General features: G+C 59.9%; 29 protein-coding genes, 1 tRNA gene and 1 pseudogene. 11 read left to right on the plus strand and 20 right to left on the minus strand.

What is annotated here, in order from left to right:
- Positions 1-11: 11 nt before the first annotated feature.
- Positions 12-734, plus strand: a complete 723-nt coding sequence (locus BT179_RS07685; protein ID WP_072430648.1) for a pirin family protein — start codon at positions 12-14, stop codon at positions 732-734.
- A gap of 346 nt (positions 735-1080) precedes the next feature.
- Positions 1081-1287, plus strand: coding sequence for a hypothetical protein (locus tag BT179_RS07690; protein WP_072430649.1), 207 nt, complete (start codon positions 1081-1083; stop codon positions 1285-1287).
- 68 nt (positions 1288-1355) lie between these two features.
- On the opposite strand, the gene BT179_RS07695 is transcribed toward BT179_RS07690, so the two are convergent.
- Both BT179_RS07695 and BT179_RS26725 read right to left on the minus strand, forming a co-directional pair.
- Entirely contained in the window at positions 1356-2396 is a 1041-nt protein-coding gene (locus BT179_RS07695) for a GlxA family transcriptional regulator (RefSeq protein WP_072392749.1), read from the minus strand.
- 9 nt (positions 2397-2405) lie between these two features.
- Positions 2406-2573: a hypothetical protein gene (locus BT179_RS26725; protein ID WP_156682193.1), complete on the minus strand. Its 168-nt coding sequence runs from the start codon at positions 2571-2573 to the stop codon at positions 2406-2408.
- Positions 2574-2770: 197 nt separating this feature from the next.
- On the opposite strand from BT179_RS26725, the pseudogene BT179_RS27170 reads away from it, so the two are divergent.
- The 4 genes and pseudogenes from BT179_RS27170 to BT179_RS07710 all read left to right on the plus strand — a co-directional run.
- Positions 2771-3853, plus strand: a pseudogene (locus tag BT179_RS27170) (cache domain-containing protein); the annotation flags it as partial.
- A 93-nt stretch (positions 3854-3946) separates the two neighbouring features.
- Entirely contained in the window at positions 3947-4714 is a 768-nt protein-coding gene (locus tag BT179_RS27175; RefSeq protein ID WP_371128589.1) for a methyl-accepting chemotaxis protein, read from the plus strand.
- Between the two features lie 225 nt (positions 4715-4939).
- Entirely contained in the window at positions 4940-5602 is a 663-nt protein-coding gene (locus BT179_RS07705; RefSeq protein WP_072430651.1) for a class I SAM-dependent methyltransferase, read from the plus strand.
- A 148-nt stretch (positions 5603-5750) separates the two neighbouring features.
- Positions 5751-6014 (plus strand): hypothetical protein, encoded by a 264-nt coding sequence (locus BT179_RS07710; protein WP_072430652.1) that lies wholly within the window; start codon positions 5751-5753, stop codon positions 6012-6014.
- Positions 6015-6101: 87 nt separating this feature from the next.
- Here the strand turns inward: BT179_RS07710 and BT179_RS07715 are convergent.
- The 9 genes from BT179_RS07715 to thrS form a co-directional block, all read right to left on the minus strand.
- Positions 6102-6178, minus strand: a tRNA-Pro gene (locus tag BT179_RS07715).
- 89 nt (positions 6179-6267) lie between these two features.
- Positions 6268-6624 carry a MerR family transcriptional regulator gene (locus BT179_RS07720; RefSeq protein WP_003179985.1) on the minus strand — a complete coding sequence of 119 codons (357 nt, stop codon included), beginning with the start codon at positions 6622-6624 and terminating at the stop codon, positions 6268-6270.
- Positions 6605-6907, minus strand: a complete 303-nt coding sequence (ihfA, locus tag BT179_RS07725; protein ID WP_002553164.1) for an integration host factor subunit alpha — start codon at positions 6905-6907, stop codon at positions 6605-6607. Before ihfA ends, BT179_RS07720 begins: the two co-directional genes overlap by 20 nt.
- Before the next feature lie 3 nt (positions 6908-6910).
- Positions 6911-9289, minus strand: a complete 2379-nt coding sequence (gene pheT / locus BT179_RS07730; protein WP_072430653.1) for a phenylalanine--tRNA ligase subunit beta — start codon at positions 9287-9289, stop codon at positions 6911-6913.
- A gap of 174 nt (positions 9290-9463) precedes the next feature.
- Positions 9464-10480, minus strand: coding sequence for a phenylalanine--tRNA ligase subunit alpha (pheS, locus tag BT179_RS07735; protein WP_072430654.1), 1017 nt, complete (start codon positions 10478-10480; stop codon positions 9464-9466).
- Between the two features lie 109 nt (positions 10481-10589).
- On the minus strand, positions 10590-10946 hold the full coding sequence (gene rplT, locus BT179_RS07740; RefSeq protein WP_072392553.1) for a 50S ribosomal protein L20: 357 nt from the start codon (positions 10944-10946) through the stop codon (positions 10590-10592).
- A 30-nt stretch (positions 10947-10976) separates the two neighbouring features.
- Positions 10977-11171: a 50S ribosomal protein L35 gene (gene rpmI, locus BT179_RS07745; protein WP_002553160.1), complete on the minus strand. Its 195-nt coding sequence runs from the start codon at positions 11169-11171 to the stop codon at positions 10977-10979.
- Between the two features lie 60 nt (positions 11172-11231).
- Complete coding sequence (infC, locus tag BT179_RS07750) at positions 11232-11783, minus strand: translation initiation factor IF-3 (protein WP_169432615.1); 552 nt, start codon at positions 11781-11783, stop codon at positions 11232-11234.
- A complete protein-coding gene (gene thrS / locus BT179_RS07755; RefSeq protein ID WP_072392551.1) occupies positions 11783-13705 on the minus strand; it encodes a threonine--tRNA ligase in 1923 nt (640 codons plus the stop codon). Before thrS ends, infC begins: the two co-directional genes overlap by 1 nt.
- Positions 13706-14088: 383 nt before the next feature.
- On the opposite strand from thrS, the gene BT179_RS07760 reads away from it, so the two are divergent.
- Positions 14089-14391 (plus strand): hypothetical protein, encoded by a 303-nt coding sequence (locus BT179_RS07760; protein WP_072392549.1) that lies wholly within the window; start codon positions 14089-14091, stop codon positions 14389-14391.
- Between the two features lie 292 nt (positions 14392-14683).
- Positions 14684-14896 carry a cold-shock protein gene (locus tag BT179_RS07765; RefSeq protein WP_017904083.1) on the plus strand — a complete coding sequence of 71 codons (213 nt, stop codon included), beginning with the start codon at positions 14684-14686 and terminating at the stop codon, positions 14894-14896.
- A gap of 67 nt (positions 14897-14963) precedes the next feature.
- Here BT179_RS07765 and BT179_RS07770 read toward each other — a convergent pair whose 3' ends face one another.
- Together BT179_RS07770 and BT179_RS07775 are read right to left on the minus strand one after the other, a co-directional pair.
- The gene (locus BT179_RS07770) at positions 14964-15278 is read right to left on the minus strand and encodes an I78 family peptidase inhibitor (RefSeq protein ID WP_072392547.1); all 315 of its coding nucleotides are present in this window, start codon (positions 15276-15278) and stop codon (positions 14964-14966) included.
- A 156-nt stretch (positions 15279-15434) separates the two neighbouring features.
- Complete coding sequence (locus BT179_RS07775) at positions 15435-15740, minus strand: hypothetical protein (protein ID WP_072392544.1); 306 nt, start codon at positions 15738-15740, stop codon at positions 15435-15437.
- A gap of 130 nt (positions 15741-15870) precedes the next feature.
- Here BT179_RS07775 and BT179_RS07780 point away from each other — a divergent pair, with 130 nt between their 5' ends.
- Positions 15871-16077: a hypothetical protein gene (locus tag BT179_RS07780; protein WP_072392541.1), complete on the plus strand. Its 207-nt coding sequence runs from the start codon at positions 15871-15873 to the stop codon at positions 16075-16077.
- 48 nt (positions 16078-16125) lie between these two features.
- Here the strand turns inward: BT179_RS07780 and BT179_RS07785 are convergent, their stop codons facing one another.
- The 7 genes from BT179_RS07785 to BT179_RS07815 are packed head-to-tail and all read right to left on the minus strand — an operon-like array spanning position 16126 to position 23097.
- Positions 16126-17154: a nucleoside hydrolase gene (locus tag BT179_RS07785; RefSeq protein WP_072430655.1), complete on the minus strand. Its 1029-nt coding sequence runs from the start codon at positions 17152-17154 to the stop codon at positions 16126-16128.
- 38 nt (positions 17155-17192) lie between these two features.
- A complete protein-coding gene (gene rbsD, locus BT179_RS07790; protein WP_072392535.1) occupies positions 17193-17597 on the minus strand; it encodes a D-ribose pyranase in 405 nt (134 codons plus the stop codon).
- The gene (gene rbsK / locus BT179_RS07795; protein WP_072392532.1) at positions 17594-18508 is read right to left on the minus strand and encodes a ribokinase; all 915 of its coding nucleotides are present in this window, start codon (positions 18506-18508) and stop codon (positions 17594-17596) included. Before rbsK ends, rbsD begins: the two co-directional genes overlap by 4 nt.
- Before the next feature lie 23 nt (positions 18509-18531).
- The gene (locus tag BT179_RS07800) at positions 18532-19551 is read right to left on the minus strand and encodes a LacI family DNA-binding transcriptional regulator (protein WP_072430656.1); all 1020 of its coding nucleotides are present in this window, start codon (positions 19549-19551) and stop codon (positions 18532-18534) included.
- Positions 19552-19554: 3 nt separating this feature from the next.
- Positions 19555-20532, minus strand: coding sequence for an ABC transporter permease (locus BT179_RS07805; RefSeq protein WP_072392526.1), 978 nt, complete (start codon positions 20530-20532; stop codon positions 19555-19557).
- A complete protein-coding gene (locus BT179_RS07810) occupies positions 20529-22082 on the minus strand; it encodes a sugar ABC transporter ATP-binding protein (protein WP_072430657.1) in 1554 nt (517 codons plus the stop codon). The genes BT179_RS07805 and BT179_RS07810 overlap by 4 nt, the downstream gene beginning before the upstream one ends.
- Positions 22083-22140: 58 nt before the next feature.
- The gene (locus tag BT179_RS07815; protein ID WP_072392519.1) at positions 22141-23097 is read right to left on the minus strand and encodes a sugar ABC transporter substrate-binding protein; all 957 of its coding nucleotides are present in this window, start codon (positions 23095-23097) and stop codon (positions 22141-22143) included.
- 277 nt (positions 23098-23374) lie between these two features.
- Here BT179_RS07815 and BT179_RS07820 point away from each other — a divergent pair, with 277 nt between their 5' ends.
- Both BT179_RS07820 and BT179_RS07825 read left to right on the plus strand, forming a co-directional pair.
- Entirely contained in the window at positions 23375-23623 is a 249-nt protein-coding gene (locus BT179_RS07820) for a DUF1654 domain-containing protein (RefSeq protein ID WP_072392516.1), read from the plus strand.
- Positions 23624-23628: 5 nt separating this feature from the next.
- The gene (locus tag BT179_RS07825) at positions 23629-24318 is read left to right on the plus strand and encodes an endonuclease (RefSeq protein WP_072392513.1); all 690 of its coding nucleotides are present in this window, start codon (positions 23629-23631) and stop codon (positions 24316-24318) included.
- Positions 24319-24349: the final 31 nt, after the last annotated feature.

Genomic DNA, 24349 nt, shown 5'->3' on the forward strand with positions numbered 1-24349 from the left:
GGAGAACCACCATGCTGACCCTTCGCAAAGCTTCGGACCGCGGTATCGCCCGTCACGGCTGGCTGAACTCGTTCCACACCTTTTCCTTCGCCAACTACCGCAACCTCGACGAACAGGGCTTCTCTGACCTGCTTGTCATCAATGACGATCGCGTAGCCGCGGCCAAAGGCTTTGGCCAGCATCCACACCGGGACATGGAAATCTTTTCCTACGTGCTCGAAGGTGCGCTGGAGCACAAGGACACCCTGGGTACGGGCTCGGTCATTCGCCCAGGCGATGTGCAACTGATGAGTGCGGGCAGTGGCGTGGCCCACAGCGAGTTCAACCACAGCGATAGCGAGCCGGTGCATTTTCTGCAGATCTGGATCGTGCCCAACGTCGCTGGCGCCACGCCGCGTTATCAGCAACAACATTTCAGCCCCGAGCAGAAACGCGGCCGGCTCCAATTGATCATTTCACCGGAAGGAACCGACGGCTCGCTGCAGATTCGCCAGGATGCGCGGGTGTACGCCGGGCTGTTCGATGGCAAGCAAAGCGCCACCCTGACACTGGCGCCCGATCGCTACGCCTACGTGCACGTGGCTCGTGGCAAGGTCGAGCTGAACGGCGTGCAACTGCAGGAAGGCGATGGCGTTCGGGTTCGTGAAGAGCAGGTGCTGACGTTCAACAACGGCGAAGATGCCGAAGTGCTGGTGTTCGACCTGCAACCGAGGGAACTGCCGCAGCTGCCATAAGCCGCAGGGCAAAAGGGTATGTCCTCGTTACCATGGTCGTAGCATGTCACGCGACAGCGGATATGCAGCAGATCACCACAGCCTCGCAAACGGACGAACTGCCCGCTGACGAGCAACCGGACGACAAGACCTGATCCCAACGCCGCTAGCTTGCGGCGCCAGCCCTTGCATCCATTGCAAGGTCGATACAGAGCGAAGCTCCCTGACATGGATGTCTGAAAGCAGACGGCGAGGCCTTGCGGCAACTCGCCCCTGCTCAAAGACCCTTTATTCCTGCGCAGACAGGAAAAAGACCCAACCAGACACCTGAATTGCCTGTCCTTGTCTGGACGGGCGGGGAACACTCATGCATGCAGGAAAGATTTTCGAAATCCTGATGGCGCTGTTGGCTTACATTCTTGTTTCATTGCTTTGGTTCGGTTACGCGGTCCCGGGGATGATCGAATATGATTCCGATACTTCATTGATCGTGGCTGCAACGGGTTCGATCATCTGGATGTGCGCCACAGGTTGCATTGCCCTGTATCTCGTTCAGAAGACTCGCAAGGCCTGAACGCCCAGGGATCATCCGGCCGCAAGGCCGGTGCTCCGACCGAATGAAGATACGCAGGCCCCCAGGGCTTAACGCATCGCCTGTTTCCGCTCGAAGGTTGAACGATAACTGCCGGGCGGGACGCCAAAGAAATCCCGAAAACGCCGCTGGAAATGCGGAGAGCTGACGAAGCCCGTGGCAACGGCGATTTCCGTCACGGATCGGTTGGTCTGCTGGATCAACTGGCGCGCGCGGGTCAGGCGCAGTTCCAGATAGTAACGCGTCGGGGTCGCCCCGAGAAAACGACAGAAACGTCGTTCGAGCTGGCGCTTGGAGATCTTCACGCAGGCCGCCAGCTCATCGATGGTCAACGGCTCCTCGATGTTCTGCCACATCAGCTCCAGCGCCAGCTTGAGGCTTTCCGGCAGGGTCGGATCCGTTTCGACGAAGACCGGCGGCAAATCGGTTTCATCGCCCGACTCATCGCAGCGCAGGATCTCCTCGATAGCCCCCACCAACGCTTGCCCACCCGTCAGGCGAATCAACTGAAGCATCATGCGCAGGGAACTGTTCGCGCCTGCACAACTGACGCGCTCCCGATCGACCACGTACGCCCGGCTGGAGACTTTCACATGGGGAAAGACCTCCAGCATCATGGCGCGGCTTTCCGGATGGACCGCGCACTCGAAACCGTCCAGCAGGTTGGCGTCGGCGACGAAGAAAACGCCATTCCACAGCCCGCCCATGATCGCCCCGGACGCGGCATTGGCGCGCAACTTGCGCCGTAACAAGGGCACGCCTTGCAGTTTGACGCGAAAGCCTCCGGCGACGATCAGGATATCCTGGTCCTCCGGCAGTTGCGCCAGTTCGATGTCGGTGGAAATGACGATCCCCAGGTCGCTGGTCACCTGAGCGCCCGACACACCGACTGTCAGTACCTCGTAGAGGGGCCTGTCGCTCATCAGGTTGGCTGTCACCAGGGCATCCACCGCGCCGGTGAAAGACATCATCGAGAAATTGTCCATCAGCACGAACGCGACACGTATCGGCGCCTGATCGGCACTCGGCGAACCGAGAGGCCGATAAGCCATGTTCTTGTTTTTCAGTACGCTCTCGAATGCGCTTGGCATAGGGCCTCGTTAAGGAAAGACGATCTGGCTGGGCTTTTTTCTTGCGCCCTGGGCGAGTGCAAGGCAGGCGAAACGATCGCCGCTATCTTCCGGATCAGGGACACCGGCGGCAATCATCTCGCCACGTTCACGCGATGATGCGCAAAAATGCATCACCCGGTAATCCGGGTGCGTCATTTCCGATGCTCCCCGCGACATATCCCCAGAATACGGGACAAACCCGACCCCTCGAAAAAAAGCAGCGCATCTAAAGTGCCTACGACTTTGGTCGATACGCTGTAGGTAGGCATGGGCGCTTTATCTATAAAGACTCACCAACGCGCGTCGCCACTGTCTCTGCCGTTCAAAAACCTATAACACCCGCGGGAGAAGTCATGAACATCAAACAGAAGCTGACATGGGCGTTCGCGACCATTGCCTGCCTCCCGGTCATCCTGGTAGCGGTGCTGGTGGTGCTGAACCTGCGCGACGCGGCGCAAATCAACTTCCTGGAAAGCAGCAGCCGCGAAATCCGGCAGATCGACAATGGCATGAAGACTTTCTTCGACGGCATCAGCCAGAACGTCGAATACATTGCCAAGGATCCACGAATCGTCGCCTCCAAGGGTCTCAAGAACTACTCCGGTGCCGATGCCGCCCAGATCCCGCTGACCGAAGACAATAAAAGGCTTCTGGAGATTTTCGACGGATTCGCCAAGACCCACCCCAGCACTGCCTACCTCTCCCTGGGAATGGCCGATGGCGGTTATGCCAGTTGGCCTGACGATCCGAAAATCTCGAATTACGACCCACGGGCCCGCCCTTGGTACAAGGCGGCGCTGGCCGCGCCCGGGACCACCGTGCGTACGGACGCCTATTACTGGGCGCCGGACGATGTGTCGTTGATCGGCACCGTTCACACCGTGGCCGATGCCACCGGCAATGTGATCGGCGTGATCGGGCTCGACGTATCGCTCAAGCAACTGACCGAACTGGTCAAGAACATCAAGCTGGGGGACAGCGGCTACCTGATGCTGGTAGAGGCCAATGGCAACGTCCTGGTGGATGCCAGCGACGCCAAGCACAACTTCAAGCCCCTGGCTGACCTGGGCCCCAACTATGCCGCGCTGGCCAAGAGCAGCGATGGCTCGGCACGGATCGAAATCGATGGCGTGCCGTACATGGTCAACATGATCACATCCAAGAGCCTGGGCTGGCGCTTCATCGGCCTGATCAAGCGTGATGAAGTGATGGCCCAGGCTTCGAGCCTGACCTGGTTGATCGCGCTTATAGCCGCCGTGCTGGCCGGGGTCTTCGCCCTCGTCGGTGCCAGCTTCGCCCGCATGATCGTGCGGCCGATTCGCGGCGTCGCCGATGGCCTGCAGGAAATCGCCGAAGGCGAAGGCGACCTCACCCGTCAGTTGAAGGTGCAAGGCAAGGACGAAACAGCCACCCTGGCGAGCTGGTTCAACCAGTTCCTGGGCATGATCGCGCAACTGGTCCAGCGCATCGGCAGCGCATCGTCCGATCTGCAGAGCGCCGCCGCCGACACCAGCGAAGTCGCCTCGAACATGAACGAAGCCGCCGGGCGCCAGCGCCAGGCCGTGGAGCTGGTCAGCACCGCCTTCAACGAAATGGTCGCGACCGCCAACGAAGTGGCCCGTTCCTGCAGCCAGGCCGCCTCCAGCGCGGACACCGGCTACCGGGACGTGCATGATGGCCAGCACCACATCGGCGAGGCCACCGGCAGCGTGATGAAACTGAGCGAAGACCTGCAACAGTCGACCCAGACCATGCAGGCCCTCGAGCAGGACAGCAAGAACATCAACACGATTCTCGACACCATCCGCTCCATTGCCGAGCAGACCAACCTGTTGGCCCTCAACGCCGCCATCGAAGCCGCGCGCGCCGGCGACCAGGGTCGCGGGTTCGCCGTGGTGGCCGACGAGGTGCGAGCACTTGCCCGACGCACCGCCGACTCCACTGGCGAGATCGACAGCCTGCTCGGCAACCTCGCCCGGCGCACCCAGGAAGTGACCCAGCAGATGCAGAGCAGCCTGCAAGTGTCGCAAACCAGCGTCGAGCGCATCCAGCAGGCCCGGGACAGCTTCGACAAGATCCGCAACTCGGTGGACTCCATCCGCGACCAGAACACCCAGATCGCCACTGCGGCCGAACAACAGCACCAGGTCGCCGAGGACATTAACCGGCACATCGCGCAGATCCATGCCGATGCGCAACTGGTCGAGGAATTCGCCCACACCGCACAGACTGGCTCTGGCCGCCTGACGGACATCTCCAGCCAGCTCAAGAACCTGGTTGGACGCTTCAAGTTCTAAGCACTTCCCCAAGGGCCAGGGACGGCTCGCCACAGCAAGCAGCGGCATTCCCCCTCCCCTCCACGGGGGCGAGCTTGCCTGCGAAGGCGTCGATACATCCGACTCTCGACGCAAGTCATCACCATCCCCACCGTGGATCGCCGTACTCCCCCCGGAACCGTGGCCCAAGCCAAGATAGCCGGCGATTTGTCCTATGCTTGTCTTCAGCCCCCTCGGGAGACCGACATGCCTGCCTCCGAATCCACGCTTCTGCACAGCTGGCACCACAACGCCCACGCCTGGATCGAAGCCGTCCGCACCGGCGCCATCGAAAGCCGTCGCGAGGTCACCGACCAGGCCATCCTGCTGGCAGTGCTCAGCCGTCAACCCGAGCGAGTGCTCGACCTGGGTTGCGGTGAAGGCTGGCTGTTGCGGGCCCTGGCCAAACGGGCCATCGAAGCCGTCGGCGTGGATGGCGATGCAACGCTGGTGGAAGCCGCACGGACGGCCGGTTCGTCGCCCGTACATCTGGCCAGCTATGACACTCTGGCACAGGCGAAGGTGGACATCGGCCGTGATTACGACCTGATCTGCGCCAACTTCGCCCTGCTGCACCAGGACATCATCCCCCTGCTGGCGGCCATGAAAGCATTGCTTGTCCCGGGCGGCGCCCTGGTGATCCAGACCTTGCACCCCTGGGTCGCCGCCGCGGGCGACTACCAGGATGGCTGGCGCCAGGAAACCTTCGCGGGATTCAAAGGGCAGTGGCAACCCATGCCGTGGTATCTGCGTACCCTGTCCAGCTGGATCAATGCCCTGGACATGGCAGGCTTTCGCCTGGCGAGCCTGCAGGAACCGCAACATCCGCAAAGTGCGGTACCGCAGTCATTGTTGTTGGTGGCCGAATAACGAATGGACTGAAATTGAATCGCGTTGGCTCTGCTCCAGCAATCCGCCCCTGACCAGACGATTGAGGGTCTTGATCTCAAAAACTCAAACCACCTGCCGATACCATGACAAGAGCAGCGATTGGACTACAGCATTGAGGCGGGCAGTCATGACAGAAATTTATTTGCTGATAGCACACAGCACAGACCAAAGCGAACCCTACGTCCTCGGCTGGTTCGACGACCGACACAAAGCCAGGGAAGTCGCCGAGCAGAAAGAATGGGAAGCCTATCGCGCCAGCCTGAAGTCTGGGCATCTATGGTCAACCCAAAAACCGCTGGCACCCGATCAGACCGACTATCGCCGTTACTGGATCAAGACTATTTCGAAGTTTGATCATGTTCCGGTGCCGAGGTCCTGGGCACTGCATTGATCCCTTGGGGCCCCTTCAACGGCAGCGCTTTCTTGCGGGCATGAAAAAGCCCAACCTTTTCAGATTGGGCTAAGTCATTGAAAAATATGGTCGGGACGGAGTGATTCGAACACTCGACCCCTAGCACCCCATGCTAGTGCGCTACCGGACTGCGCTACGCCCCGACTAGGCGTGAATCTTGTTTCGCTTCTCAGCGGAACGCTCAGGAATATAACGCAAGCTTTTGAAAACTGGAAGTATTTAAAGCAGAATTTTATTTCTTGAGCACCACAAGCACATCTTCGAGCTCAGCGATCATCTGGCGGATCATCTGTTTGTACTGGGTTGTATCGTCTTTGGCCTCATCACCGGAGAGACGCAGGCGTGCGCCGCCGATGGTGAAACCCTGGTCATACAGCAGCGCGCGGATCTGCCGGATCATCAGCACATCCTGGCGCTGATAATACCGGCGATTTCCGCGGCGCTTGACCGGGTTGAGTTGAGGAAACTCCTGCTCCCAATAGCGCAGCACGTGCGGTTTTACCGCACACAGCTCGCTGACTTCACCGATGGTGAAGTAGCGTTTGCCCGGGATGACGGGTAGCTCGTCGTTATGACTTGGTTCCAGCATAAGCCTCAACTCGGGCCTTCAACTTCTGCCCTGGACGAAAGGTGACCACACGGCGAGCGGTGATCGGGATTTCTTCACCCGTTTTCGGATTGCGGCCAGGCCGCTGGCGTTTGTCCCGAAGGTCGAAATTGCCGAAACCGGACAATTTGACCTGCTCGTTGTCTTCGAGAGCGTGCCGGATTTCCTCGAAAAACAGTTCGACCAGTTCTTTGGCCTCCCGTTTGTTCAAGCCCAGCTCCTCATACAGACGTTCCGCCATCTCAGCTTTCGTCAGAGCCCCCATACGTCACTTCCTTAACGTGGCGTTCAACCTTTGTTCGAGCGAGGTGAGGATGTTCTGCGTTGCGGTATTCACCTCATCGTCGTTAAGAGTGCGCGATGGATGCTGCCAGGTCAAGCCGACTGCAAGGCTTTTTCTATGCGGATCAATGCCTTTACCCTGATACACGTCAAATAGCCTGAGGTCCGTCAGCCATTCACCTGCATTTTCACGGATTACGTCCAGTACGGCACTGGCGGCAACCTCGCGATCAGCCAGCAAGGCAAGGTCACGACGCACTTCAGGAAAGCGCGATAACTCCTGGAATTCAGGCATTTTACCCAGGGCCACTTCGCTCAGGACCAGTTCGAAGACAAAGACAGGGCGATCCAGCCCCAACGCTTTCGACAGTTCTGGGTGAATGGCACCGATATGACCGACTTCGCGCCCTTCCCGCTCGATGCGCGCGGTCTGTCCAGGGTGCAGCGCCGGATGCTTGCCAGGTACGAAAGTAAAGGCGTCGAGGGCGCCAGCGAAGCCCAGCACGGCCTCAACGTCAGCCTTGACGTCGAAGAAGTCCACGCCATCGCGACCTTGGGCCCAACCTTCCGGCAGGCGACTGCCACAAACGACGCCGGCCAGCATCGGCTCCTGCTTCAAGCCTTCCAGCTGACCGACGAAGCGCAGGCCGCTTTCGAACAGACGCACGCGATCCTGCTGGCGGTTCAGGTTGTGCTGAAGCACCTTGACCAGGCCAGGCCACAGGGACGAGCGCATGGCCGCCATGTCGTTGGAGATCGGATTGGCCAACAGCAGCGGCTCGACGCCCGGGTTGAACAGTTCGAACTGGCGCGGATCGATGAAGCTGTAGGTGATCGCTTCCTGATAACCGCGCGCCACCAGCAGGCGACGCAGCTCCGGCAGGTCGCTACGGGCCTCGGCCTTGGCTTGGGGAGCCAGGCGAGCCTGGGGGTAACGAACCGGCAGGCGGTTGTAGCCGTACAGGCGGGCCAGCTCTTCGATCAGGTCGACTTCCAGACTGATATCGAAGCGATGACTTGGCACCTCGACGCGCCATTGCCCTGCCCCGTCGGCGCTGATGTTCAGGCCCAGGGCTCCCAGCAGGCGTTCGACTTCGGCCGGATCCATGTCCATGCCGAGCATCTGGGAGATGCGCTGGGCGCGCAGGGTGACCGGCGCAATCCGAGGCAGATGCTGTTCGCTGACGGTTTCGATGATCGGGCCGGCTTCGCCACCCGTGATATCCAGCAGCAGGCCAGTGGCGCGCTCCATGGCTTCACGGGCCAGTTGCCAGTCCACGCCACGCTCGTAGCGGTGCGACGCATCGGTATGCAGGCCGTACGAACGGGCCTTGCCCGCCACGGCGATCTGGTCGAAGAAGGCACTTTCAAGGAACACATCGCGAGTCGATTCGCCAACGCCGCTGTGTTCGCCGCCCATCACGCCGGCAATCGCCAACGCGCGGGTATGATCGGCGATCACCAGGGTATCGCTACGCAGGGTGACTTCCTGACCGTCCAGCAGGACCAGCTTCTCACCCTCTTCGGCCATGCGCACGCGAATGCCGCCGTTGATTTCGGCAAGATCGAAGGCGTGCAGTGGCTGCCCCAACTCCAGCATCACGTAGTTGGTGATATCGACCGCGGCATCGATGCTGCGCACGTCGGCGCGACGCAGACGCTCCACCATCCAGAGTGGCGTCGGCTTCGACAGGTCGACGTTACGGATCACTCGACCCAGGTAACGTGGGCAGGCCGCTGGCGCCAGTACTTCGACCGAACGCACTTCATCGTGCACGGCCGGGACCGAGGCGACCACGGGACGGGTCACCGGGGCGTCATACAGGGCACCGACCTCGCGGGCCAGGCCGGCCAGGGACAGGCAGTCACCACGGTTCGGAGTCAGGTCGACCTCGATGCTGGCATCGTCCAGGTCCAGGTATTCGCGGATGTCCTGGCCCACCGGCGCATCGGCCGGCAGCTCCATCAGGCCATCATTCCCTTCGCCGATCTGCAGCTCGGCCTGAGAGCACAACATACCGTTGGACTCGACGCCACGCAGCTTGGCCTTCTTGATCTTGAAGTCGCCCGGCAGCTCGGCACCGATCATCGCAAACGGAATCTTCAGGCCTGGACGCACGTTTGGCGCGCCGCAGACCACCTGGAAGGTCTCCACGCCATTGCTGACCTGGCAAACCCGCAATTTGTCGGCGTCCGGGTGCTGTTCGGTGCTCAACACCTCACCCACCACCACACCGCTGAATTCGCCGGCGGCCGGCGTCACGCTATCGACCTCAAGGCCGGCCATCGACAGACGAGCGACCAGCTCGTCCCGGCTTACCTGCGGGCTAACCCAGCCACGCAGCCATTGTTCACTGAATTTCATCCTGTTCTCCTAATAGATTCGTTACCGCGACCTAGGCGTTGTACGTAAAGTGTCTGCGCGACGACCATGCTGCGTTTAAAACAGGCTCGGATGCTCATTTACAACCAGTAAACTCATCCTCCTCGCCTGTTTTCGCCTTGCCTGATCGCCGCTCGGCGACTTTTCGTACAAGCCCTAGCGAAATTGCGCGAGGAACCGCAAGTCGTTGTCGAAGAACAGGCGCAAGTCATTCACACCGTAACGCAGCATGGCCAGGCGCTCGACCCCCATACCGAAGGCAAAGCCCGAGAACTCTTCCGGATCGATCCCGGACATGCGCAGCACATTGGGATGAACCATGCCGCAGCCCATGACTTCCAGCCAGCCGGTCTGCTTGCACACCCGGCAACCCTTGCCGCTGCACATCACGCATTCCATGTCGACTTCAGCGGATGGCTCGGTGAACGGGAAGTACGAAGGGCGGAAACGCACGGCCAGCTCTTTTTCGAAGAACACCCGCAGAAACTCTTCGATGGTGCCTTTCAGGTCGGCGAAATTGATATCGCGATCCACCAGCAGGCCTTCGACCTGGTGGAACATCGGCGAATGGGTGATATCCGAGTCGCTACGGTACACACGCCCCGGGCAGACGATGCGGATCGGCGGACGCTTGGACTCCATGGTGCGGACCTGTACCGGCGAGGTATGGGTGCGCAACAGCATGTTGGCATTGAAATAGAAGGTATCGTGCATCGAACGGGCCGGGTGATGGCCCGGGATGTTGAGCGCTTCGAAGTTGTGATAATCGTCTTCGACCTCGGGCCCCTCGGCGATGCCGTAGCCGATGCGAGTGAAGAACTGCTCGATGCGTTCCAGGGTCCGGGTCACCGGATGCAAGCCTCCGGAAGTCTGGCCACGGCCAGGCAGGGTCACGTCAATGGACTCGGCGGCGAGCTTGGCGGCCAGATCCGCCTCCTCGAACAACGCCTTGCGCGCATTGAGGACCTCTGTGACACGCTCCTTGGCAACGTTGATCAGCGCACCGACCTGCGGACGCTCTTCAGCCGACAGGTTCCCCAGGGTCTTCATCACCTGGGTCAACTCGCCCTTCTTGCCAAGGTAGTGAACCCGGATTTGCTCCAGGGCATTGATATCTTCAGCGCTTTGCACAGCCTCTAGTGCTTGAGAGACCAGCGCATCCAGGTTTTCCATGTACAGACTCCAGATACAAAATAGGGGAAGAGCTTTAAGGCTCTTCCCCTATTTAAGACGTTTGACACCTGGGCCCACAGAGGTGGGCCTCGGTGACTGTCGGGGGTACTTAAGCCAGGATGGCTTTAGCTTTCTCGACAATCGCAGCAAACGCCGCTTTTTCGTTCACTGCCAGATCAGCCAGAACCTTGCGGTCGATTTCGATCGACGCTTTTTTCAGGCCAGCGATCAGGCGGCTGTAGGACAGACCGTTGATACGCGCACCAGCGTTGATACGAGCGATCCACAGAGCGCGGAACTGACGTTTTTTCTGACGACGGTCACGGTAGGCGTATTGGCCTGCCTTGATTACGGCTTGCTTGGCAACACGGAATACGCGGGAACGCGCACCGTAGTAGCCTTTAGCAAGTTTCATAATTTTCTTGTGACGCTTACGGGCAATGACGCCACGCTTTACACGAGCCATGAGTTACTTCCTCTATTCTTGATCCAAAAATTAACGAAGGCGCAGCATGCGCTCGACTTTTGCCACGTCAGACGGATGCAGCAAGCTGCTACCGCGCAGTTGACGCTTACGCTTGGTCGACATTTTGGTCAGGATGTGGCTCTTGAAAGCGTGCTTGTGCTTGATGCCGTTAGCAGTTTTCAGAAACCGCTTGGCAGCACCACTTTTGGTTTTCATCTTTGGCATGTTCGGATACTCCGCATTCAGTTGATAAACATAATCGCAAGGCCTGCCGTGCCCTGGTGATTACTTCTTCTTTTTCGGGGCGATGACCATGATCAGCTGGCGTCCTTCCATCTTAGGATGCTGTTCGACCGAACCGTACTCGAGCAGGTCTTGTTCGACCCGCTTGAGGAGTTCCATCCCCAGCTCCTGGTGGGCCATCTCACGGCCGCGGAATCGCAAGGATACCTTGGCCCTGTCCCCGTCACTCAGGAAACGTACCAGGTTGCGCAGTTTTACCTGGTAATCCCCTTCCTCCGTCCCTGGACGAAACTTGATTTCTTTTACCTGAATCTGCTTCTGGTTCTTCTTCGCCGCGGCAATCTGCTTCTTCTTCTCGAAGATCGACTTGCCGTAGTCCATGACCCGGCAAACCGGTGGGACTGCATCGGCGGAAATTTCTACCAGATCAAGCTTGGCTTCTTCAGCAATACGAAGCGCTTCATCAATCGAGACGATGCCAATCTGCTCGCCGTCAGCGCCAATTAACCGAACCTCGCGTGCCGAGATATTCTCGTTGATCGGGGCTTTCGGTGCAGCTCGTTTATCTTGTCTCATTTCACGCTTAATAATAATTACTCCGAATCTGGGCGACCACGCCGGGAAACCGCTTGCGCGAGGAACTCGGCGAATTCGGCGACGGGCATAGAGCCCAGGTCAGCACCTTCGCGAGTACGCACAGCGACAGTCTGCATCTCGACTTCCCGATCTCCAATAACCAGAAGAAAGGGAACCTTGAGCAAGGTATGCTCGCGGATTTTAAAGCCGATCTTTTCATTTCTCAAGTCAGACTTGGCACGAAATCCGCTTTGGTTGAGAGTTTTTTCGACCTCGGCGGCAAAATCTGCCTGTTTATCAGTGATATTCATGATCACTGCCTGGGTCGGCGCCAGCCACGCGGGGAACGCACCCTCGTAGTGTTCGATCAGAATCCCGACGAAGCGCTCGAAGGAACCCAGGATCGCGCGATGAAGCATGACCGGGTGCTTGCGGCTGTTGTCTTCGGACACGTATTCGGCGCCCAGACGGATCGGCAGGTTGAAATCGAGCTGCAAGGTACCACACTGCCAGACCCGACCGAGACAATCTTTAAGCGAGAATTCGATCTTCGGACCGTAGAACGCCCCTTCGCCCGGCTGCACTTCGTACGCCAGGCCCGCGCTGTCGAGGGCAGCCGCCAGTGCCGCTTCGGCGCGATCCCACAGCTCATCGGAACCGACACGCTTTTCCGGACGAGTGGACAGCTTCATCTCGACTTCGGTGAAGCCGAAATCACGGTAGACATCCATGGTCAGCTTGATGAAGGCGGCGGATTCGGCCTGCATCTGCTCTTCGGTGCAGAAAATGTGCGCGTCGTCCTGGGTGAACGCACGCACCCGCATGATGCCGTGCAGCGCACCCGACGGCTCGTTCCGGTGGCAGGCACCGAACTCGGCCAGACGCATCGGCAGTTCGCGGTAGCTCTTCAAGCCCTGGTTGAACACCTGCACATGGCATGGGCAGTTCATTGGCTTGATGGCGTAGTCGCGGTTTTCCGACTGGGTGGTGAACATGTTGTCGGCGTAGTTGGCCCAGTGCCCGGATTTCTCCCACAGGCTGCGGTCCACTACTTGCGGCGTCTTGATTTCCAGGTAGCCGTTTTCACGCTGGACCTGACGCATGTACTGCTCGAGCACCTGGTACATCGTCCAGCCGTTCGGGTGCCAGAACACCATGCCCGGCGACTCTTCCTGGGTGTGGAACAGGCCCAGGCGCTTGCCGATCTTGCGGTGATCGCGCTTCTCGGCTTCCTCGATGCGCTGGATGTAGGCCGCCAGTTGCTTCTTGTCGGCCCAGGCGGTGCCATAGACGCGTTGCAACTGCTCGTTCTTCGCGTCGCCACGCCAGTAGGCGCCGGACAGCTTGGTCAGTTTGAAGGATTTCAGGAAACGGGTGTTGGGCACGTGCGGACCACGGCACATGTCGACATATTCTTCGTGGTAGTACAGGCCCATGGCCTGCTCGTCCGGCATATCTTCCACCAGACGCAGCTTGTAGTCCTCGCCACGGGACTTGAAGACTTCGATGACTTCGGCACGCGGGGTGACTTTCTTGATGACGTCGTAATCCTTGTCGATCAGCTGTTGCATGCGCTGTTCGATGGCCGCCATGTCGTCCGGCGTGAAAGGACGCTCGAAGGCGATGTCGTAATAGAAGCCTTCGTCGATGACCGGCCCGATAACCATTTTCGCGGTCGGGTATAGCTGCTTGACGGCGTGACCGACCAGGTGCGCGCAAGAGTGGCGAATGATCTCCAGCCCCTCTTCGTCCTTGGGCGTGATGATTTGCAGCGTGGCGTCGCTGTCGATGACATCGCTGGCGTCGACGAGCTTGCCGTTGACCTTGCCGGCCAGGGTGGCCTTCGCCAGGCCTGCGCCGATGGATGCGGCGACCTCGGCAACGGAGACCGGATGATCGAATGAGCGTTGACTGCCGTCGGGAAGAGTAATAGTTGGCATGGCGCCTCCTCTCCTAGTGGTGACCCCTACCAAAGGTCACGTGGGTTGGGATGAGCCAGTACAAGATCCAGTCCAGGCCATTCAATGATGAACGCCTGCCTTACAGCGGCAGGAGCCTTTCGGCCAACCGGGAAACCAAACCAGAGTGACTGGGATTCAAATCAGGGTTGTTTCGAACATTTGTCGCCACCGAGACCTGTCGGAGTCCGGCGCCTGAAAATACCCGAGCCCGGCATGCTAGCACAGATGAACGGTCATCGCCGCGTCCGATTGATGCGAGGGTTATTCGCAGCCTCGTGCCGGATTTTATGCCAGAGTGCTGAACTGAAACGCCCATGACGCCTCAGATAACAAGACATTGACCGTAAAAGGAGCATCCCAGCATGCGTCTGAATACCCTATTGACAGTAGTCGCCCCCCTCGCCCTGCTGCTCCCGCTGGCCGCCCACGCCGAATGGCCCAAGGGCGAACGTGAAAAATACATGGCCCAGTGCATTGAAGCCGCCGCGCCACAGATCGGAGCCGCCGCCGCGAAATCCCACTGCGCCTGTGGCGCCGATGCAATCAAATCCTACCCGGCCAAGGATATCCAGGCGCTGATGGACAACAAGGCCAGCAAAGACCTGCAGCAAAAGGCACTGGGCCAGATCGCTTCCTGCAAGGCCGGCAGCAACACCAAAAAATAATTGAATGCTGGGTTATTTCAGCGAATGGGGAGCGATAAAACCCGTCGAAAAATCGCTTTTCCGTACTTTTTTCGCTGTTTTTACAGCTTTTTTTATCCTCTTTACATTCCACTGAAAGCCTTTAAAACCGGGGCCTCCAGCCAATCAAGGGGATAGGGAAAACACGACTGATTGGCAAACCGCACGTCCGGGGGGCTCCCAAATCGAACATTTCGACTATGATACTCCGGTGTGCCCAGTTGGCCTGAGCAGCACAGCACTACTGAAAATATATGTTTCTTGGAGATACACCATGTCTAATCGCCAAACCGGCACCGTTAAATGGTTCAACGATGAAAAAGGCTTCGGCTTCATCACTCCTCAAGGTGGCGGTGACGACCTGTTCGTACACTTCAAAGCTATCGAAGCTGACGGTTTCAAAAGCCTGAAAGAAGGCCAGACCGTTTCCTTCGTGGCTGAGAAAGGCCAAAAGGGTATGCAAGCTGCACAGGTTCGCCCAGAGTAATTTCTCGGCGCGCTAAAAAACCCCGTCCATGTGACGGGGTTTTTTATGGGCGGTCGAAACCTGTGGCTCAGCCGCAGTTCACCCGATTGACTACCAGCTTGGCATCGGTATTGAGATTCAGCCGATCGGAGCGGTACTCGAGCGTGATCATGTCGTTGGGCTTGAGAATCCGGGCGACCTGCGCGCCGGAACGGCTGCGGGCCTGCTCCAGCAACTGCGGCGAAGCCTGTTTACCGATGGCGAACTCGGCAGCCTTCGCTTCGCAGCGCCCACTCCCCGCCTCACCTGCCACAGGGTCAGCGGTGGTTTCAGCGGTGCTGCTGCAACCGCTCAACACGACGGCAGCCAGTACAGTGCTCAATGACGCGAGCTTCCAAGGCATGAAGCCTCCTTTTCTTGATGTTAGAGAGAGCGTGCGACAACCCAAACGAAACTTGGTTTCACACCGGAGCCATCAGCATGCCTTCATCGGAGAACGGCAGTTTGCCTGAGCCGGGGCCGCTGTTCAGGGATGAATCGTGACTGAATATGAATAGCGTCAGTAGACATCGATATAGTCGAAGGGCGGACTCGGCCAGTTTTCCTTCAGGGCATTGTAGATTTGCATGACCCAGACCTCATCACTGGCCGCGACCCGCCCGACGTATCCCGAGCCTTTCGCCCACGTCTCGAGCCGAAACAGCAAGCCGTCGATGTCGGTGCCACCCACCACGCCCGAGGACAGATAGGCAATCCCGGCCTTGGTCACGCGCAACTGGGTGTGCTCGTCGTCGCTGGCCGACGCCAGCAACCGACGAACCGCCTCGAGGGTCAGCCCGTCAGGTGCGTTCAAATCGATCTGCACGGAAAAGGTCCTTGAGCAATCAAAAAAAAAGTGTCGCACAGCCCCATCCTGATGCCTAAGTCGCAGTGCAAAAGCTGGGGCAAAAATGGTTAACTCAGCCTACACACCTCCCACGTCACGGGCCGCCATCATGAGCATCGTCAGCATCGAAGCCACCATCAACGCCAAATGGTTGGAGGGCCATAGTTCCTACAGCCCGGGCAGTCCCGAGGAGCTGGCGATTATCGGCATCGAGCTGCTGGTGAGGGAACTGGGGACGGAGGTCGCGCGAAATTTCATCCAACAGGCATTCGAACGCTACCCGACTCTCATCGACGCCAGCCTGGCCACGGACTGAGACGCAGGCCTTTCCCGCGGGACAAGCCTGCGGGTAGGCCAGGACGCTTTACTTGAGGCGCGCCAGACGCTCGGTCAACAGGTCAAAGAAACCCTGGGCATCGCCGTTTTCCACCCAGAATGCGTTCTTGGGTGCCTTCAGGCCGTCGTACCAGTCGACGATGGTCTGCCCGAATGTCGGGCCTTCGCGACTGTCCACCACCACATTGACCGCACGGCCGGTAAACAGCCCAGGCTTGAGCAGGTAGGCAATCACCGTGGCGTCATGCACCGGGCCACCGCTCATGCCGTAGTGCTCCATGTCGCCCTTGACGTACTCATTGAGAATATCGCCTACGAGTTTGCTGGCATTGTTGTTCACTGCGGCGATCTGTTTCAGGCGCGCTTCGCTGGTGAGGATCTTGTGGGTAACGTCCAGTGGCAGGTAGGTCAGTTTCACCCCGCTTTTGGCTACCACTTCGGCCGCCTGCGGGTCGGCGAACAGGTTGAATTCAGCCACCGGCGTGATGTTGCCGCCGTTGAAATGGGCACCCCCCATGATCACGACTTCCTTGATGCCCTGAACGATGTCTGGCTCCTGGATCAACGCCAGGGCCAGGTTGGTCTGCGGCCCGAGCATGGCGATGGTGATGCTGTGGGGCTTGGCCGCCTTGAGGGTATCGATCAGGTAGTTGACCGCATTGCCCTTGGCCAGCCCTTTCCTGGGCTCATGCACGGTGACTCCCGACAGGCCTTCCTTGCCGTGGATGTTTTCCGCATAGATGGGGGTACGCATCATCGGCTTGGGCGCGCCGGCATAGACCGGAACGTCTTCGCGGCCAGCCCACTCCCGGGCCAGGCGAGCATTGCGGGAGGTCTTGTCCAGGCGCACGTTGCCCGCAACGGTGGTCAGGGCACGGATATGCAGCTCTTCGGGAGAGGCCAGGGCGAACAGCAGGGCAACCACATCGTCGGCACCGGGATCGGTGTCGATGATCAGATCGATCTTTTCCGCCGCCTGGGCGCTTGTAGCAGTGATCAGTGACAACAGCAGCAGACTCCGAAACAGTTGGCGCATTTTCTGAGCATAGCGGTGCATGGCGCACTCCTTGTGCAGGGTTTGACAGAACTCGGCAGTTAGAACGTTACTCCGGCGATCAGCACGATGTTGCAGTACGGAGAGCATTCTCCTGTGCGAATGATCGCCCGAGCTTGTCGGCTAAGGGCTTTGAATTGCTCATGGCTGACCAATTCCCGCGTCCCCAGCGCATTCTGGGCATGAAGCGTCTCGAGCGCCGCCAGGGCCGACGGCTGCTTATCGTAGATCTCCTCGGCCAGCACATGGCTTTGCACCTGCATTTCGCTGAGCACTACCTTCAGCGTGCTGATGAAATCGGGAATTCCAGGCGTCAGGGCCAGGTCGATCAACTCGACCTGCGGCGGTACGGGCAGGCCGGCATCACCAATGACCACCTTGTCGCCATGACCGAGGGAAGCGATCAACCGAGAGAGGGCCACATTCAATAACGGAGTCTTTTTCATGATTCGAAAGCCTGTACTTCCTGCAACGTGGGAATGGAGGGCTGTGCCCCGATGCGAGTGACCGACAACGCGGCGGCCACCTGACCGAGACGAATGGCCTCCACCTCGCTTTTCCCATTGGCCAGGGCGGCAGCGAACCCGCCGACAAAGGTATCCCCCGCCGCCGTGGTGTCCACGGCCTTGACCCGCGGCGCCGGGAAGTGCTCGAAACTCGAACCGTTGGCGAACATCAACCCTTGGCCGCCCAGCGTCACGATCACCTTGCCCGCCCCGGCACCGATCAATTGCGCCGCGGCGGCTTCAGCGGTTTCCAGGGAGTCCACCGCCAAACCGCTCAGCATGGCGGCTTCGCTTTCGTTGGGAATCAGGTAGTCGACACAGGCGTACCAGTCGGCCGGCAATGCGTGGGAGGCCGGTGCCGGGTTGAGGATGACGATCTTGCCCAGCTCACGGCCGCGCTTGAGCGCATGGGCGACGGTGGCATCCGGGACTTCCAGCTGGCAGACGATGACGTCGGCGCTTTGCAGCACCTCGTCGAAACCGTCCAGGACCGCTGGAGTGAGCGCGCCGTTGGCTCCGGCGACGATCACGATCGCATTCTGGCTGTTGTCATCGACCACGATCAGCGCCACGCCACTGGAACCTTCCACGACGCTGACCGCCTGGCAATCGATGCCTTCGTTCACCAACGCGCCGCGCAACTGCTGGCCATAGGCGTCGCTGCCCACGCAACCGACCATGGCGACCTGCGCCCCCAGGCGCGCTGCGGCCACGGCCTGGTTCGCACCCTTACCGCCTGCAATGGTGGAAAACGATTCACCGATCAGCGTCTCCCCTCCCCGGGGCAGACGCGGCGCCCGGGTCACCAGGTCCATGTTCAGGCTGCCTATCACCACTACTTTTGCTGGCATACATCATCACTCATCAATTCGGTTCAGCGGTATTGGGCGAACGCACCGGACAACGGCGCGGTCGACTCTCGCAAGACAATGCTGGGCGTGACGATCCGTTGCTCGGTGGCGAGCGCGGGCGTAGCGATACGCCGCAGCAGCACCTCGGCCGCCATCTCGCCCAACTGCAGGATCGACTGCCCTACCGTGGTCAATGCCGGATAGACATACCGGCTCATCTGGATGTCATCGAACCCGATGACCGACAGTTCGCTGGGCACCCGCACATTGCGTTCGGCGGCGGCCCGCAGCACACCGATGCCGATCATGTCGTTGGCCGCGAAGATCGCACTGGGCGGCTGGTGTTCGAGCAGGCTGGCCGCCGCGCGATAGCCGCCGGTGCTGGTGAAATCGCTATCGAGCATGCGCCCGGTCGCCAGCTCGATCCCCGCCTCCTCCAGGGCCCGGCAGTATCCGGCCTGGCGCATCTGAGCCACGCTGGTGTCCGCCGGGCCACCGATGAACGCGATGTCACGGTGGCCCAACTCCAGCAAGTGCCGGGTGGCCAGGTAAGCGCCAGACTCGTGGTCGATGCGCACCAGGTCCGCCTCGAGGCCGTCCAGGCCACGGTCGACGATGACCATGGGCGTACGCACGCTGGCCAGTCCCTCGGCCAGGCCGACATCGCCGCCAGCGGAAGCGACGATCAGGCCATCGATGCGTTTCTCCAGGAGCACTCGCAGGTAACTGCGCTGTTTGTCCGGGTTGTCGTCGGAATTGCACAGGATCACGCAGTAACCGTTTCGCTCGCAATAATCCTCGATGCCCCGGGCCAGTTCAGCGAAGTATGGGTTCAGGCTGTTGGGCACCAGCAGGCCGATGGTGGCCGTGGTCTTGGCCTTGAGCGAACGGGCTACCGCACTGGGCACGTAGTCGAGGCGCGCGATGGCCTCCTCGACCTTGAGCCGTACTTCCTTGCTGACCGGTCGCGTCTTGTTCACCACATGGGACACCGTGGTATAGGAAATCCCCGCGAGCGCCGCTACATCCTTGATCGTCGCCATGGCTCAGGCCCGCCGATTGGCGCGTTGGCTGCGATAGGTGTCGAGCACCACCGCGATCACGATCACCGCACCGGTAATGATGCGCTTGGTGGGTTCGGTGGCACCGATCTGCGCCAGGCCCGCCGCCAACACGGAAATGATCAGCACGCCGAAGAACGTGCTGATGACCGAACCACGCCCGCCCATCAGGCTGGTGCCGCCGATCACCACTGCGGCGATGACCTGCAATTCGAGGCCCGAACCGGCGTTCGGGTCCGCCGCTTCCAGGCGCGAAATCTGGAACAGCGCCGCGACACCGGCCAACAGCCCCATCAGGCTGAATACCAGGATCTTGTACGGCTTTGGGTTGATACCGGCCAGGCGCACCGCCTCTTCATTGGTGCCGATGCCGATCAGGTAGCGGCCGAACACGGTACGGGTCAACACCGCCTGGGCGATGAAAATCACCAGCAGGGCAATGATGAATGACGGCGAGATACCGAATGCGATGGGATTGGACAGCCAGGCGAAGGAGTCGCCGATATAGGCGGTCCGGGAGCCGGTCATCTGGTACGCCAGGCCGCGGGCCATCTCCAGCACACCCAGGGACACGATGAACGAGGGAATCCGCCACGCCACGGTGATCGAACCGGTGACGGTCCCCGCCAGAGCAGCCACGGCCATGCCCAGCAGCGCCGAAGGCCAGACGCTCCAGCCCCAGCCCAGCACCGCCACGCTCACTGTGGATGCCGCCAGCGCCAGCACCGACCCTACCGACAGGTCGATGCCGCCGATGATCAGGATGAACGTCATGCCCACCGCCAGCACCATGAGGTCCGGGATCTGGTTGGCCAACGTGCTGAAGGTGTCGTAGGACAGGAAATGGCTGCTCAGGACCGAGAACAGCGCAACCATGGCCAACAGAGCGCCGGCCAGCCCCAGGTAGGTGCCGAGGCCATAGAAGTTACCACTCGGTTTACCGACGGCAGATGCGGTTTTCATGAAATTTCCCTAGGCGCTGCTTCGTTGAGCAACGCATCACGTTTCTGATAGCCGGCGAATGCGGCGGCAAGCAAGTCATCCTGGGTCCAGCTGTCGCGCTCGAAGGTGTCGATCAGGCGCCCGGCGGACAACACACCGATCCGGTCACAGATCAGCATCAGCTCGCGCAGGTCGCTGGAAACCACCACCAGCGCCTTGCCCTGGCGGGTCAGTTCGCCGAGCAAGGCGTAGATATCGAATTTGGCGCCGACGTCGATGCCCCGGGTCGGCTCGTCGAACAGCAGCACCGAGCAGTCGCGCTCCAGCCAGCGGCCGATCACGACTTTCTGTTGATTGCCACCCGAGAGTTCGGACACCAACTGTGTCGGGCTGGAACTGCGGATGCGCATGGCGTCGATCTGCCGCTGGGCCAAGGAGAGTTCCTCGCCGCCATTGACGATGCCGGCGCTGGAGATTTCCGGCATGTTGCCCAAGGCGATGTTGGCGGCGATCGACTGGGTCAGCAGCAGCCCTTCGCCCTTGCGATCTTCGGTGATCAATGCGATGCCATGGGCCACCGCATCGGCCGGGGACCGGATATCGACGACCCGGGCCGGTGAACCCAGTGCCACGGTACCGCTGTCGGCCGCATCGGCACCGAAGATCAAGCGCATCAACTCGGTGCGCCCTGCCCCGATCAGTCCGGAGATGCCGAATATCTCGCCGCTGCGCACTTCGAAGGAAACGTCGCGAACCTTGTCGGAGCGGGTCAGGCCAGTCACCGTCAAGGCTGGCGCGCCGATCTTGCGCGGCCCCAGGTCGATGTGTTCGCCCAACTCGCGGCCCACCATCAGCGTCACCAGTTGCTCGCTGTTGTAGTTGGCCATCGGTTCGACGCAGACCAGGTTTCCGTCGCGCAGCACTGCGATGCGCTGGGCCACCCGCGCCAGTTCTTCGAGACGATGGGAAATGTAGATGATCGACACGCCCCGGGCCTGCAGGCGGGTGATCTGTTCGAAAAGCATCTCGACTTCCCGGGCCGTCAGCATCGCGGTCGGTTCGTCGAGAATCAGCACGTGGCAATCGCCGATCAGGTTGCGCGCGATCTCGACCATCTGCTGGTGGCCGATACCCAGCTCGCCCACGAGGGTATCGGGGTCAATCGCATCGAGCCCGACCTGGGCCATCGCCTCGATCGCTGCCTTGCGCAACTGCTTGCGGCTGATCCAGCCGCCACTATTGGGCAGATTGTCGAGAAACAGGTTTTCTGCCACCGAAAGGGTGGGCAGCAGGTTGAGTTCCTGCATGACCATGCGCACGCCCAGTTCCTCAGCCTGGCTACGACTGCCGGGACGATAGGCCTGCCCCTGGAACTGCATCTGCCCGGTAGTGGGCGTCACCAGCCCGCCGATGATCTTGGACAGGGTGCTTTTACCGGCACCATTCTCGCCGGTCAGCGCCAGCACCTCGCCGCGCATCAACGTCAGGTCGATGTTGGTCAACACCGGTTGGGCATAGGTCTTGCCGATACCGCTGACGGTCAGGACAGCGTTCGGATCGCAAACGGACATAAAAAGACTCTCCATGCGCCCGCCCGGATGAGCGAGCGCCGTTGTGTCGCCAGGACAGCTACTTGGTAACCAGCTCGACTGGAGTTTCGATAACGCCGTTGGCGCCGCTTTCGACTTTTTCTTTCTTGAGGATTTTCAGCGCGGTCTCGATACCGAATACCGCTTGCCGGGCTGCGAATTGATCAGCCGTGGCCAGGACACGACCGTCCTTGAGCATGGGCTTGATGGCATTGATGTTGTCGTAGCCGACCACCTGCACCTTGCCCGCCTTGCCCGCTGCACGCACCGCCGACACTGCGCCGACCGCCATGCTGTCGTTACCGGCCAGCAGCGCCTTGATGTTCGGGTATTCGCTGAGCATCGACGCCGCGACCTGGTTGCCCTTGTTGATTTCCCAGTCACCGGACTGCAGGGACACGACCTTGATCTGCGCCGCCTCCATTGCATCCTTGAAGCCTGCGGTACGTGCCTGGGCATTGGTGGTGGTGGACACGCCCTCGATGATCCCCACCTCGTCGCCGGCCTTGAGTTGCTTGGCCAGGTACTCGCCCACCAGGCGCGCGCCCTTGCGGTTGTCGGGACCTACGAACGGCACGGTGATGTTCTTGCTCTTGACCACGTCCGGGTCGAGCTGGTTGTCGATGTTGACCACCGTGATGCCGGCGTCGACGGCTTTCTTGATTACCGGCACCATCGCCTTGGAGTCGGCGGGCGCGATGATGAGGGCATCGACCTTGGACACGATCATCTGCTCGACGATACGAATCTGGTTGGCGGTGTCGGTTTCATCCTTGATCCCGTTGGAGATCAGGTCGAATTCGGCGGAGTGTTCCTTCTGATAGGCCTTGGCGCCGTCTTCCATGGTCAGGAAGAATTCATTGGCCAGGGATTTCATGACCAGGGCGACCTTGGGTTTTTCAGTGGTCTGGGCGAATGCCGAGGAGAAAGGCAGCGTGGCGGATGCGGTCGCGAGCATGGCGACGGCGAGAAGGCGTCCAGCGAATGGCAGCTTCATGGGTTCACTCCGATCTTATGATTATTGTGGGCAAAAGCATCGTGCGGATGCCGCGCAAACGTTTGCGTGAAGTGAACTATGGTAACGCTTCGGTCATTTGTCAACGCTCGAGGTCATCGAGTATCTCGCCTGGTTGCCTGACTGGCAAAAAAAGATCCCACTTCCTACATCAAAACCAAAAAAGCGCTGTCAGACGATTTTCTTGAATTTTAAGCAGTTGCGTAAATGCCTACGGTTAAATACTGTATGCACGTACAGCCTAAATAAGGATAATCCTGTGGCCACGCCCTCCACTGCAACGACCCCCTTGGACGCCTATACACGAATCGGCCTGCGGGTCTCGAAAATCATCAACTCTCCCATCGCCCAGAAAGCCAAGGCCGCGCTGATCTTCCGGCTTCCCGACGAGCCAGTGGAAGAATGGGAACGCCTGCTGGAAGAGATCGATGAGAACGACAACGTCACCCTCGCCTATCGCGATGACGGTGGCGTACAGGTTTTCTGGGTAGTGCCGAAGGAAGATTGAACCTGATGATCGTTCGCTGTTTTGCGTTATTGCTCGTATTCATCGCCACGGGCGCCCAGGCCGCGGCGCCCCGGACTTTCAACGAAGCCAAGAAAATCGCCTGGAAACTCTACGCACCTCAATCCACCGAGTTCTATTGCGGTTGCAAGTACACCGGCAATCGCGTGAACCTGGCGGCTTGCGGCTACGTACCGCGCAAGAACGCCAGCCGTGCCGCCCGCATCGAGTGGGAACATATCGTCCCGGCGTGGCAGATCGGTCATCAGCGTCAGTGCTGGCAGCAAGGCGGCCGCAAGAATTGCACGCGTTACGACCCGGTCTACCAGCGGGCCGAAGCCGACCTTCACAATCTGGTGCCAAGCATCGGGGAAGTGAATGGTGATCGCAGCAATTTCAGCTTCGGCTGGTTGCCGGTGCAGAAAGGCCAGTATGGTTCCTGCCTGACCCAGGTGGACTTCAAGGCCAAGAAGGTCATGCCTCGTCCGTCCATTCGCGGCATGATCGCCCGGACCTATTTCTACATGAGCAAACAGTACGGCTTGCGTCTTTCGAAACAGGACCGACGCCTGTACGAAGCCTGGGACAAGACCTACCCGGTGGAAAGCTGGGAGCGCCAACGAAACCAGAGCGTGGCGTGTGTCATGGGTCGCGGGAACGAGTTTGTCGGCCCGGTGGATCTGAAAGCCTGCGGCTGATGAGAATGAAAAGGCCCCGGACGTCCAGCGT

The organism is Pseudomonas sp. NFACC43 (assembly GCF_900119645.1).
In the GTDB taxonomy this organism is placed as follows: Bacteria; Pseudomonadota; Gammaproteobacteria; order Pseudomonadales; family Pseudomonadaceae; genus Aquipseudomonas.

Coding starts and splice junctions, on each gene's coding strand:
- BT179_RS07685 (WP_072430648.1), top strand. CDS start 12: ATGCTGACCCTTCGCAAAGCTTCGGACCGCGGTATCGCCCGTCACGGC.
- BT179_RS07690 (WP_072430649.1), top strand. CDS start 1,081: ATGCATGCAGGAAAGATTTTCGAAATCCTGATGGCGCTGTTGGCTTAC.
- BT179_RS07695 (WP_072392749.1), bottom strand. CDS start 2,396: ATGCCAAGCGCATTCGAGAGCGTACTGAAAAACAAGAACATGGCTTAT.
- BT179_RS26725 (WP_156682193.1), bottom strand. CDS start 2,573: ATGACGCACCCGGATTACCGGGTGATGCATTTTTGCGCATCATCGCGT.
- BT179_RS27175 (WP_371128589.1), top strand. CDS start 3,947: ATGAACGAAGCCGCCGGGCGCCAGCGCCAGGCCGTGGAGCTGGTCAGC.
- BT179_RS07705 (WP_072430651.1), top strand. CDS start 4,940: ATGCCTGCCTCCGAATCCACGCTTCTGCACAGCTGGCACCACAACGCC.
- BT179_RS07710 (WP_072430652.1), top strand. CDS start 5,751: ATGACAGAAATTTATTTGCTGATAGCACACAGCACAGACCAAAGCGAA.
- BT179_RS07720 (WP_003179985.1), bottom strand. CDS start 6,624: ATGCTGGAACCAAGTCATAACGACGAGCTACCCGTCATCCCGGGCAAA.
- ihfA (WP_002553164.1), bottom strand. CDS start 6,907: ATGGGGGCTCTGACGAAAGCTGAGATGGCGGAACGTCTGTATGAGGAG.
- pheT (WP_072430653.1), bottom strand. CDS start 9,289: ATGAAATTCAGTGAACAATGGCTGCGTGGCTGGGTTAGCCCGCAGGTA.
- pheS (WP_072430654.1), bottom strand. CDS start 10,480: ATGGAAAACCTGGATGCGCTGGTCTCTCAAGCACTAGAGGCTGTGCAA.
- rplT (WP_072392553.1), bottom strand. CDS start 10,946: ATGGCTCGTGTAAAGCGTGGCGTCATTGCCCGTAAGCGTCACAAGAAA.
- rpmI (WP_002553160.1), bottom strand. CDS start 11,171: ATGCCAAAGATGAAAACCAAAAGTGGTGCTGCCAAGCGGTTTCTGAAA.
- thrS (WP_072392551.1), bottom strand. CDS start 13,705: ATGCCAACTATTACTCTTCCCGACGGCAGTCAACGCTCATTCGATCAT.
- BT179_RS07760 (WP_072392549.1), top strand. CDS start 14,089: ATGCGTCTGAATACCCTATTGACAGTAGTCGCCCCCCTCGCCCTGCTG.
- BT179_RS07765 (WP_017904083.1), top strand. CDS start 14,684: ATGTCTAATCGCCAAACCGGCACCGTTAAATGGTTCAACGATGAAAAA.
- BT179_RS07770 (WP_072392547.1), bottom strand. CDS start 15,278: ATGCCTTGGAAGCTCGCGTCATTGAGCACTGTACTGGCTGCCGTCGTG.
- BT179_RS07780 (WP_072392541.1), top strand. CDS start 15,871: ATGAGCATCGTCAGCATCGAAGCCACCATCAACGCCAAATGGTTGGAG.
- BT179_RS07785 (WP_072430655.1), bottom strand. CDS start 17,154: ATGCACCGCTATGCTCAGAAAATGCGCCAACTGTTTCGGAGTCTGCTG.
- rbsD (WP_072392535.1), bottom strand. CDS start 17,597: ATGAAAAAGACTCCGTTATTGAATGTGGCCCTCTCTCGGTTGATCGCT.
- rbsK (WP_072392532.1), bottom strand. CDS start 18,508: ATGCCAGCAAAAGTAGTGGTGATAGGCAGCCTGAACATGGACCTGGTG.
- BT179_RS07800 (WP_072430656.1), bottom strand. CDS start 19,551: ATGGCGACGATCAAGGATGTAGCGGCGCTCGCGGGGATTTCCTATACC.
- BT179_RS07805 (WP_072392526.1), bottom strand. CDS start 20,532: ATGAAAACCGCATCTGCCGTCGGTAAACCGAGTGGTAACTTCTATGGC.
- BT179_RS07810 (WP_072430657.1), bottom strand. CDS start 22,082: ATGTCCGTTTGCGATCCGAACGCTGTCCTGACCGTCAGCGGTATCGGC.
- BT179_RS07815 (WP_072392519.1), bottom strand. CDS start 23,097: ATGAAGCTGCCATTCGCTGGACGCCTTCTCGCCGTCGCCATGCTCGCG.
- BT179_RS07825 (WP_072392513.1), top strand. CDS start 23,629: ATGATCGTTCGCTGTTTTGCGTTATTGCTCGTATTCATCGCCACGGGC.